The organism is Gordonia oleivorans (genome assembly GCF_040044975.1).
GTDB lineage: Bacteria > Actinomycetota > Actinomycetes > Mycobacteriales > Mycobacteriaceae > Gordonia > Gordonia oleivorans.
The window spans coordinates 103,369-113,234 of sequence record NZ_JBDZDI010000018.1 but is presented as its reverse complement, the minus strand read 5'-3'; the positions used below and the strand labels follow the sequence as shown (position 1 = coordinate 113,234).

8 protein-coding genes are annotated in these 9,866 nt (G+C 67.2%); 2 read left to right on the top strand and 6 right to left on the bottom strand.

Features of this window, described 5'->3' with window-relative positions; genetic code table 11:
* Positions 1–270 precede the first annotated feature (270 nt).
* The 3 genes from ispF to ABLE92_RS20525 form a co-directional block, all read right to left on the bottom strand.
* Positions 271–729, bottom strand: coding sequence for a 2-C-methyl-D-erythritol 2,4-cyclodiphosphate synthase (gene ispF / locus ABLE92_RS20535; RefSeq protein WP_348806643.1), 459 nt, complete (start codon positions 727–729; stop codon positions 271–273).
* A complete protein-coding gene (gene ispD / locus ABLE92_RS20530) occupies positions 726–1,436 on the bottom strand; it encodes a 2-C-methyl-D-erythritol 4-phosphate cytidylyltransferase (RefSeq protein WP_348806642.1) in 711 nt (236 codons plus the stop codon). Before ispD ends, ispF begins: the two co-directional genes overlap by 4 nt.
* A gap of 86 nt (positions 1,437–1,522) precedes the next feature.
* A complete protein-coding gene (locus tag ABLE92_RS20525; RefSeq protein ID WP_006372593.1) occupies positions 1,523–2,011 on the bottom strand; it encodes a CarD family transcriptional regulator in 489 nt (162 codons plus the stop codon).
* A gap of 417 nt (positions 2,012–2,428) precedes the next feature.
* On the opposite strand from ABLE92_RS20525, the gene ABLE92_RS20520 reads away from it, so the two are divergent.
* The gene (locus ABLE92_RS20520; protein WP_348806641.1) at positions 2,429–3,160 is read left to right on the top strand and encodes a hypothetical protein; all 732 of its coding nucleotides are present in this window, start codon (positions 2,429–2,431) and stop codon (positions 3,158–3,160) included.
* Positions 3,161–3,263: 103 nt separating this feature from the next.
* Here ABLE92_RS20520 and ABLE92_RS20515 read toward each other — a convergent pair whose 3' ends face one another.
* Both ABLE92_RS20515 and ABLE92_RS20510 read right to left on the bottom strand, forming a co-directional pair.
* The gene (locus ABLE92_RS20515) at positions 3,264–6,242 is read right to left on the bottom strand and encodes a cadherin-like domain-containing protein (protein ID WP_348806640.1); all 2,979 of its coding nucleotides are present in this window, start codon (positions 6,240–6,242) and stop codon (positions 3,264–3,266) included.
* A gap of 135 nt (positions 6,243–6,377) precedes the next feature.
* Complete coding sequence (locus tag ABLE92_RS20510) at positions 6,378–7,025, bottom strand: response regulator (protein ID WP_348806639.1); 648 nt, start codon at positions 7,023–7,025, stop codon at positions 6,378–6,380.
* Positions 7,026–7,126: 101 nt separating this feature from the next.
* Here ABLE92_RS20510 and ABLE92_RS20505 point away from each other — a divergent pair, with 101 nt between their 5' ends.
* Complete coding sequence (locus tag ABLE92_RS20505) at positions 7,127–9,403, top strand: sensor histidine kinase (RefSeq protein ID WP_348806638.1); 2,277 nt, start codon at positions 7,127–7,129, stop codon at positions 9,401–9,403.
* A 43-nt stretch (positions 9,404–9,446) separates the two neighbouring features.
* On the opposite strand, the gene ABLE92_RS20500 is transcribed toward ABLE92_RS20505, so the two are convergent.
* Complete coding sequence (locus ABLE92_RS20500; protein ID WP_348806637.1) at positions 9,447–9,830, bottom strand: hypothetical protein; 384 nt, start codon at positions 9,828–9,830, stop codon at positions 9,447–9,449.
* Between the last annotated feature and the right edge of the window lie 36 nt (positions 9,831–9,866).

Below are 9,866 nucleotides of genomic sequence, written 5' to 3'. Positions count from 1 at the left end.
GTTTCCACCAACCACCCACAGTCAAACGACCGCAGCAACGCGTCGCCATCAACCTGCACCACCAACCCACCGCATAACACAACAAAATCGGGAACTGACTCACCACAGCTTGACACTCACCGGACAGCGCTCGCCCCACCACTGACAGCGCTCACTCAAGCGCTATCAACGTTGATGAGAGCGCTGTCAACACTGTCGAAAGCGCTGTCAACGTCGCGGGTTCACGAGAGCGCTGTCAACGTGCCGGGGTAACCAACGGCTGACCGACCGCTATTCGACGAGCGCGGTCGCCACCGCGGCGATCCCTTCGCCGCGTCCGGTCATCCCCAGGCCGTCGGTGGTGGTCGCCGACACCGAGACGGGCGCACCGAGCGCTTCGGAGAGCACCCGCTGCGCTTCCTCGCGACGCGGACCGATCTTGGGGCGGTTGCCGATCACCTGGACGGCCCCGTTGACGACGGTCAGCCCGGCGTCGGCCACCAGCGAGGCCACGTGTTCGAGCATCCGGGCACCGGAGACGCCGTCCCATTCGGGGCGTCCGGTGCCGAACACCGAGCCGACGTCGCCGAGTCCGGCCGCCGACAGCACGGCGTCGCACAGCGCATGGGCGCCGACGTCGCCGTCGGAATGCCCCTCGCAGCCGGCGTCGTCGGGAAAGTGCAGTCCGACCATCCAGCAGGGAACGCCGTCAACGACGCGATGCGCATCCGAGCCGATACCGACTCTCATGCCTCTTCTCCTCCGGGTACGGCCGCCGAGTCACGTTCGGCGACGAGGTCTCGGGCGATTCGCAGGTCCCACGGGGTGGTGATTTTGAAGGCGAGGTGATCGCCGGAGACGACGTGCACCGGGATGCCGATGCGCTCGGCGAGGCCGGCGTCGTCGGTGGCCAGTCCGGAATCGTCGGCATGGGCGGCGGCGAGGGCCTCACGGGTGAAACCCTGGGGCGTCTGCACAGCACGCAGCGGCTCGCGATCCACGGTGCCCAAGACACGCTCGGCGTCGCCACCCGGTTCGACCTCTTTGAGGGTGTCGACGACGGGCAGGCCCGGCACGACGGCCCGATGGCCGCCGACCACCGCGGCGATGACGCGCCGGAAGACCGACGCCGGTGTCAACGCGCGGGCGGCATCGTGAACGAGCACGATGTCGGCGTCGTCGAGTGCGGCGAGCCCGGCACGCACCGAGTCGGAGCGATGGGCACCGCCGGCGACCACGACGACCGATGCCGGTACCAGCGCACGCGCACGGTCGATGAGTTCCACCGGAACCACCACGACGACCGACGCCGAAAGCCCGGCCAGTCCGTCGACGCAGTGCTCCAGGATGGTCCGGCCACCGAGGTCCACGAAGGCCTTGGGAATCGGTTCACCCAGTCGGGTGCCCGATCCTGCTGCGGGGACGATGATGCCAACCCGCACATCCGGGTCGGTCACCGTAGACCCGCTCTGATCACCACGACTGCTGCTCGCACAGCGAAATCACTGGTCAAAGAAAAATCCTGATCACAAGCGAAGTGCGATCAGGATGCGGCGGCGAGAACCTCGTCGAGAATGCTGGTGGCCTTCTCGTCGTCGGTGTTCTGCGCCAGCGAGAGCTCGTCGACGAGCACGCGACGCGCGCGAGTCAGCATGCGCTTCTCACCCGCGGACAGGCCGCGGTCCTGCTCACGACGCCACAGGTCACGAACGATCTCGGCGACCTTGATGATGTCGCCGGAGATGAGCTTCTCCTGATTGGCCTTGAATCGGCGCGCCCAGTTGGTGGGCTCTTCGGTGTGTGGAGCGCGGAGAACCTGGAAAACCTGGTCGAGTCCCTCTTCACCGACGACGTCACGGACGCCGACGTACTCGAGCTTCGATGAGGGAATCTGGACGGTCATGTCACCGTCGGCAACCTTGAGAACCAGATATTCGATCTGTTCACCCTTGATGGTCCGAATCACGATGTCTTCGACCCGAGCAGCACCGTGATGGGGATAGACAACGGTGTCGCCAACTTTGAAATTCAATGTTCCGTGCCCCTTTCGAGTATGGCCAGTCTAACACGGGCGCCCCAGACGGCCCAGACAACGGTGCAGGTCACGGCCCTGCACGCGGCTGACCGGGGATGTTTCGGCAGGTGGAGCGATGTGCCATAACAAGGGAAGTTCACAAGCGCAAGAGTCGGATTCAGGGCGGCTCCGGACGCCGATTCGCGCCCCGGTTCCCCTTCCTCTCGATGACCCGAACCGGGCCCCGCGACAGTCGGATCCGACCAATCTGGCACCCCGCCGGGATTTTGTGACCCGGGCCCACTACGCTGCGTAGTGCAGGGTGTCCCTCACTGCGTTTTTTCGCGTTCGATTACCTGGGAGGAACGGGTGTCTGTGCCAACTCGATTTGGGCGGCGGCCTTCGGTCACACGACGGTTGGCAACGGCCACCGCGATGGCAGCGATCGGTGTCGCGGTCGCGCTCGGCACCACCGGCTGCGGTGCCGGTCAGATCTCGCAGACCGCCAATCAGCTCCCGGCCGTCAACGGCGGCAACGCGGCAGCGACGTGGGGCGAGGTCGAGGTCCGCAACGTGCAGATCATCTACCCCGCCGACAAGGCCGGCGACGTCTTCGACAACGGCGGTCCCTTCGAGGTGTCCTTCGCCGTCATCAACAGCGGACAGACCAAGATCTACCGCCTGACCAAGGTCGAGGTGACCCAGCAGGGCGCACCGTCGTCGGCGAAGGTCACGCTGAGCGCGCAACCCACCATCGATCCGGGCATGCTGGTGCGTGCCGGCAATCCGGCGAACTCGAACCCGGCCGGCATCACGACCTCGGAATCCAGTGCCGCCGCATCGGCATCGGAGACGACGTCGGCATCGGAATCGGCCTCGGAATCCGCGACCACCTCCGCGTCGGCCAGCCCGAGCGTCGGCGAGGTCGAGGCCCCGCAACTGGGTGAGGCCGCGATCGAGGCAACCCTCAACGGCACCGGCGAGTCGGTGGCCGCGGGCCTGACCACCGAGCTGACCTTCTACTTCGAGGTTCAGGACGCCAATGGCAACTGGACCGACGCGGGCACCGTCCCCGTCGACGCCGCCGTTGATTCGACGATCCTGCAGACCCGCGTCGACACTCCGCGCGGCGGCGAGGCCGAGGGCGAAGGCGAGGGCGGGCACTGAGCTCGTAATTCCCCAGCGCCCGTAGTTCTCCACTGCCACAGACAAATCCGTGGGGCCGCATCCGAAAAGGATGCGGCCCCACGGTTGTTCGTGCGGCCGCACGTCACACCGACGTCGACGCACCCGATCCGACGGCGACAGGAACCGTCGTCGTCCCGCCGTGACCGTCGGACACCGCGACGACGAACGAATCGGCGTCGACGGTGCCCGGGACCGTGGACGTGTAGGTCCATGTCCCGGTGGTCTGGTCGAGGACGACCGAGCCCTTCGTCGGAGCGGTCGCGAGTGAGTACGTCACGGTATCTCCGTCGGCGTCGGCTCCGGTGACCGCGCCGTGCACCACTCCGGTCGGGATGGCAACCGCCGCACTGGTCGAGCCCCAGGACGACGACACGAGGAGAGTCGTACCATCGGGGCTGACGGCCATCGACCTCGGGGCGGTCACGGCGACCGTCCCCAGCACCTTGTTTGTGCCGGTGTCGATCACCGCGATCCGATTGGCACCATTCACCGCAACATACGCCCGGCTTCCGTCGGGGCTGACCGCCACACCGGTCGGGGAGGAGCCCAGCGCGATCGTGGCGATCACCGTGTTGTAGTGGACGCTCACCGGATCGGTATCAATCACCGACACCGTGCCGGACGTTTCGTTGACAACGTAGGCTCGGGTACCGTCCGGGCCGATGGCCACCTCACTCGGGCTCGCGCCGACCGGGATCGTGGCAACCACCGTGTTGTACGTCGCGTGGGTTGGATCGGCATCGATCACCGAGACAGTACCCACACTCGACATATTCGTGACATAGACGCGATCACCTGACGGTGTGATCGCCAAGCCATACACCGCCGACACCGGAATCGACTGCACCACTTTCGCGGTCGAGGTGTTGATCACCGACACGGACCCTGTGCTCCTGCTGGCGACGTAGACATACTTGCCGTCGGGTGTGACCTGAACGCCATAGGTATCCGACCCCACCGGAATCTCCGGACCGATCGTGCGTCCGGTCAAGGTGTTGATCACCGAAACCGTGGAGTAATTGGTGACGTAGGCCCGCGTACCGTCTGGGGACAGAGCGATGTAAGCCGGTTCGCTGCCCACTGTGGAGGTCTGCTTCAGCCCGGTGGCGATGTTGACGATGGTCACCGTCGAGTTCCCTATACTGGCGACGTAGTACGTCTTTCCATCCGGGCTGATCGCCGCGACTCCGCGGGGTGTGTACCACACCGAATACGACGTTGCCGCCGTCACCGGCGAACCCTGCACCGTCGAGGTGGCGGTCGGACCGACATTCGCCGGTGTGATAGCGGGCGTGAGTGTCGTCGACGTCAGGCCCCCGTGACCATCGTCGATGTCCACAGTGAAAGCGTCGGTCATGGACAGCGTCGATCCCTGCTCGGCCAGCGCGTGCGCATACGTCGGATCGGGAACGTAGATGATCATCGGCCCGCCGGCCGCATCGGTGATGACAGTCAGGGAACCATGCTGTGGCTCAGGCGAAATGGCAATAGTGGTCACGTCACCGTCGGCGTCGACCGGGGTCAGGACGTACGTCGTCGTTCCATCCGAGTTGGCGGTCGATGTCGCATGTACCGTCGGATCGGCATTCGCCGGTGCGATCACCGGGGTCACCGTCACCTCATCGCCACCTCCATGACCGTCAGCGGCACTGAACACGATCACATCACTACCCGCAACCGTCGACCCGCCCGCCGAAAGACCATGCGCATAATCAAGATTCGGGGTGTACGTCCACGTCCCATCCCCATTGTCGACGATGCTCCCATGCGCCGGTGTCGACGCCGACACCGTCACCGCATCATCATCGGCGTCGGTCCTGGACACCGTGTACACGGTCGAGGCACCCGACGGCGACGAACTCACCGACAGCACCGGATCGGTGTTCGTCGGCGTGATCGTCACCGCAACCGTCGACGTGCCCGAGGATTCCGCTGTAGCCGAAAGCCAGTGCAGGTGTGAACCATTCACCGCGGTGTCGTCGCTGACGGAGACGGTGAAGGAATCCGACCCGGCGCCACCACCGCTGGCCGACAGCTCACGTGCGTAGTCCGCGTCCGGGGTGTAGACATACGTCCCGTCGGGATTGATCACGACGGTTCCGTGCTCAGGTGCGGTAACCAGGGTGTAGGTCAACACATCCTGGTCTGGATCGCTCGCACCCAATGAACCGCTGACCGTCCCATCGGAATTGGTGGTCGGCTCGGACGGCGACAGCACCGGATGGGAGTTGAACACGCGGCGGTTGATCTGCTGCCACAGACCCCAGGCGAACACCAACGCCGGTGATGGGGTCGGGGTTCCGCCGGCGTTGTCGGCAAAGGGATTGAAGCCCAAGAACCCCAGTACGGTGGCGACGAACTTCGTCGGCGCATTCACCACCGGCACACCGTCGACGATCGTGAGAGGAGCGGGCGTCGAACCCACCACTGTCACCGGCAGGGCAGCAACAGCAGGCGTCGCCTCGACATCCAGCAGGGCCGTCACGCGGGACAGCGCCGCAGGCGACGCGGCCTGCTCCGACTCATCGGACTGAGCGCCACTGGTCGACGGCGCCGATTCGTCAGCCGCTGCCGCCGAAGATCCACCCGGCGAGGCGGGATGTTCGCCAGACGGAACCGGTTGCACATCAGCCGATTCCGACGATTCGGACGGTTGCACATCAGATGGTTCGGGCTGCGCGACGGGATTCTGCGACTCGTCGAGATCCGCGGCGGGCGATGTCACCGCCTCCTCCTCGGAAGTCGTCGGCGCGGCCGGTTCCGTCACCACCGGCCCGGTGTCGCCCGATTCTGCCGGTGGCGGTGCCGGCTCGAGGGCCGCGGGTCCGGAATCCACGGCCTGACCGGCATTGTCGGCCGGCACATCCGCCGCGCCCGCCTCATCGCCGGAACCCGGCACCGACTCCTGCGTCGACACGGCCGACGAGTCGACGGGCTCGGCATACGCCCAGCCCGCCGTCATCGTGGCCTGCCCACCCCACCACAACACCGCCCCGATTCCCACCCCGGCCGCGGCCACCCTGGCGCGCCGCACACCACCCATAGCCCGAGTACTGGACATCGCCGATCTCCGTCCGTCGCGAGTGTCTGCGCCGGCGAGGAGTCCAGCGCACCAACATCTCTGACGCTACGAAGTCGCGGCAATCGCCGACAGCCCCTCTTTGGGGGGCATCCGGTCAAGCGACGCGCAGCACGATCAGTCCACCCCACGATGCGGCATCGGCAGCCACCCGTCCTCGACGGCCCGCTTGTAGAGGTCGGTCTTGGTCGGCGCATCCCGATGTGCCTCACGGTATTTCGTCCGGATGCGGTCGATGTACTCACTGACCGTGTCCGCGGACAACCCGGTCACCCGGGCGACGTGTCCGGCCGAGCCGCCGGATGCGTAGAGTTCCAACACCTCTCGCAGACGCGGTGAGAGGTTGACGAAGCCGGGATCGGAGTCGAGGGCGGCCGCCCATTCCATCGAGGGCACCGTCGACCCCGACGCGGCCGCGCGGATGGCCGCGCAGACCTCGGCCTTGGCGGCGCTCTTGCGCACCACACCGAGGGTGCCGGCACCGGCGGCCTCACGAACGAGGTACGGCTCGTCACCGGAGGTGTAGATCAGGGTCGCCATCCCGGCGTCGGCCAACGCGGCGATGTTGTCGGCGGGTGTGGTGCCGTCATTGAGTCGCAGATCCAGCACGACGAGGTCGAGCGGGTCGTCGCCGAGCGCCGCCAGCAGCCCGGCGACCGTCGGAGCGCCCCGCACGAACTCGACGTCGGATGAGTCGCCCAGAAACGCCCGCACGCCCTCGATCACCGATTCGTGGTCGTCGACCACTCCGATGCGCCACGTCATCGTCCACCTCCACATGTCTCGTGTCCTCTATCGAAACCAATTGTCACGTCATTCGCTCAGACTCCGAACGGATTCATGCCGACATCGGGATAATTCGCACGGTGAGCTCACCCAGGTCCCTCACCCGGCTCGTGGCGCCGATGACCGGACCTGTCGACGCCAACTCGGCCCTCGCCCGCACCCTGCGCCACTACGGCATCTTCGCGGGCGCGGCCTATCTCGTCTTCCTCCCGTTCCTGCTGCCCGCGATGGCGCAGGCCCGGGCCGTCTCGGCGTCGTGGTGGACGCCGACCGCCATCACCATCGTCGTCGTCCCCGGCCTGATCGTCGGGTTGTATGGCGCCTTGTCCTGGGATCCCACCTGGCTGCGGCGCTGGGCGCGGGTCGGCACCCTCGGCATCCTGGTGGCCGTGGCACTGTGGTGGGTGGCCTGGAACGGGACCCACCTCGACGACGCCACGGTGTTCTGGTTGGGACCGTTCGTCGTACTGGGCAGCATCTGCGCGATGATCGCCTGGCCGCCGACGGTCGCAGCCGTCTACCTGCTCGCCATCGCCGTCGCGATCCGATTGACCGGCAATGTGGCACAAAGCTTTTCGGGGACGGCGACGATGCTCACCGACGCTGCGTGCAGCGCGGCATTCGCCGTGGTCCCGCTGGCCCTGGGCATCTCCGGTCTGCGCACGGCCGCCGAACTCGATCGGACCGAGGCCACCGCGATCGCGCTCGCCGAGGACACCGCCGCCACCACCGCCCGTTCCGCGGAACGCACCGTCGCCCGGGCGCTGACCCATGACGAGATCATGGCGAGCATGCTCGAGGCCGATCGGAACCCCGATTCGGCGCATCTGCCGCGGCGCGCCGCGAGTGCCCTCGAGGCGCTCGATTCCACCGTGCGCGCCACCAACGCCGGACTCGATCCGGATGCCGCTCGCGTCGCAACCACGATCGCCGACGCCGCGCGGCACAACGATCCCGGGATCGACGTGACCACCGCCGTGCGTGCGCACGATTCGTCGACGTATCCGGTGAACGCGGTCGCCGCACTGGTCGGCGCCACCGCCGAGGCCACGCGCAACTGCTATCGGCATGTCCCCGCCGACCGACCGCGGCGCTGCCATATCAGCGTCACCGATCATCGGGTCACCATCACCGTCAGCGACGAGGGCGGGGGCTTCGATCCCGCCGCCACGCCACGGGAACGACTCGGGATCGCGGTCTCCATCCGCGAACGCATGCGCCGGGTGAGCGGTGGCGATGCGGTGATCACCTCGAGGCCCGGGGCCGGCACCACCGTCACGGTGTCGTGGCGTGCGACCGACATTCCCGCCGCCGTCAACACCACCGATCTGCTCGGCATCCGGTCGACGACCAGCCGGCGCCTGGGCGCGCTGGTAGTCGCCGTGATGGCGGCCTCGGCGGTGGCCACCCCGGGAGCGGTGGCGTGGTGGGTTCCGGTCGTCGTCATCGCCGCTCTTGCCGCGTCGACCGCCTTGCTGGTCACCGGCGATTCCGATCGGCCACCGACCCTGCCGACGCTGATCGTCGCGGCGACACCGGCATTCATGTGCGGGGTGTACCTGTTCTCGCTCGATGACGGCACGCAGACGATTCCGCTGTGGGTGACCGGACCGCCGGCGCTGGTGGTGTCGATCTTGGGGATGCGCCGCCGCCCGTATGCCGCGGTCATCGGGTTTCTGGCGGCACTGGTGGTGGTCGGTGCCTGGTCATTCGTCCGTGAGGGCTCTGCGCTGCCGGGGATTCTGCTGATCGGCCCGTCGGGGGGCTTCGTCGCCATCTCGATCGTCTTCGCGCGGGTCAACCGGACGTTGGCACGCAACCTGATCGACGCGCGGAGCCGGGCGACCCACGCCGCCGCCGACGCAGCCGCCGCCCAGGCCGCCGCACATGAGCGGGAGTTGCAGCTGACCCCGGTCACCGCGCTGGCGCGTCCCCTCCTGCTACGGCTCGCCGACGGCGATCGAGTAGACCACGCCACCCGTACCCAATGCCGACTGACCGAGGCGCGACTCCGAGACCTCCTGCGCGCCAGGGGTTTGTGTACCCCCGACGTCGACGAGGCCGTCGTCGACGCACGCCGGCGCGGGGTGGCGGTCACCCTGCTCGACGACCGTGGTCTCGACGGCAACGACACCGATCGACCACCTCCACTCGACGACGCGACGCGCCGCGTCATCGTGGACGCTCTCGACACCGCCCGGGCCGGGACGGTACGGATTCGTACTCTGCCCCCGGCCCGATCGATGGCGGTGACCGTCGTGACCGAGGACGACGACCGCTGCGAGTGGATCGACATCGACCGAGCCGGGCACGTGCGGTCGATGGTCACCGAGATGGCCGCCCGGCACCCTCGATGACGCACCCGCGTCGGATATCGGCGCACGCGCCGCCGGACTTGCCTCACAGCGCCATGCAGAGACTGCCCAGGTTGATTCCGGTGGCGACGTCGACGGTCGCCTCCTTCGACGTATTGCCCTGTTCGAGTCTCAGGGTGTATTTCCCTGCGGTCGACGGCGTCCAGGAGAATGCGACGCCGTCATTGATGGGCAGCGCATTCGCGCCCACCTGTGTGAACGCTGCCGAGCCGGGCGCCTTCTGGAGGAAGCTCACCGGGGAGTTGCCGGTCGCGGTCCCCACGACCTGGTAGGTACAGGAACTCGCATAGGAGTCCCCGAGGGGATCGGCGATGGCGATCGAGTCGACGTCGGCGTGTGCGGGCGCGGCCATCACCGCCGCTGCGGCGACGGCGAATGCGGACGCGGAGACGAACCTGACCAATTTCATGAGGGTCTTCCTTCCGATCGAGTTCACGCTGGTCAC

What these genes read in the sequence shown, in the direction of transcription:
- ABLE92_RS20515 (WP_348806640.1), bottom strand. Translation starts at nt 6,242, where the DNA reads ATGTCCAGTACTCGGGCTATGGGTGGTGTGCGGCGCGCCAGGGTGGCC.
- ABLE92_RS20520 (WP_348806641.1), top strand. Translation starts at nt 2,429, where the DNA reads ATGGCAGCGATCGGTGTCGCGGTCGCGCTCGGCACCACCGGCTGCGGT.
- ABLE92_RS20500 (WP_348806637.1), bottom strand. Translation starts at nt 9,830, where the DNA reads ATGAAATTGGTCAGGTTCGTCTCCGCGTCCGCATTCGCCGTCGCCGCA.
- ispF (WP_348806643.1), bottom strand. Translation starts at nt 729, where the DNA reads ATGAGAGTCGGTATCGGCTCGGATGCGCATCGCGTCGTTGACGGCGTT.
- ABLE92_RS20510 (WP_348806639.1), bottom strand. Translation starts at nt 7,025, where the DNA reads ATGACGTGGCGCATCGGAGTGGTCGACGACCACGAATCGGTGATCGAG.